Below are 240 nucleotides of genomic sequence, written 5' to 3'. Positions count from 1 at the left end.
CCGGTCGCCGGCGCCTTCGGCCACGGGCTGTCGTACACGACGTTCGAGCACTCCGGGCTGCGCCTGGTGGCCGGTGAGGACGGCCTGGAGGTCCGCGTGGACGTCCGCAACAGCGGCGACGTCGCCGCTGTTGCGGACGTCCACGCGGACCTCCAGGCCGTCCTCACCGGCCACCAGGCGCAGCCCGGAGTGCTCGAACGTCGTGTACGACAGCCCGTGGCCGAAGGCGCCGGCGACCGG

1 protein-coding gene is annotated in these 240 nt (G+C 74.2%); it reads right to left on the bottom strand.

Annotation, left to right across the window (positions count from 1 at the left end; all coding sequences use genetic code 11):
- Window positions 1-240: hypothetical protein (locus tag GTQ99_RS26470; RefSeq protein ID WP_166618126.1), on the bottom strand; the 240-nt coding region annotated here is incomplete at both ends.

The organism is Kineococcus vitellinus (assembly GCF_009906315.1).
Lineage (GTDB): Bacteria > Actinomycetota > Actinomycetes > Actinomycetales > Kineococcaceae > Kineococcus > Kineococcus vitellinus.
Note: the sequence above shows the minus strand (reverse complement) of the source record. Positions and strands in the feature narration are given on the sequence as shown.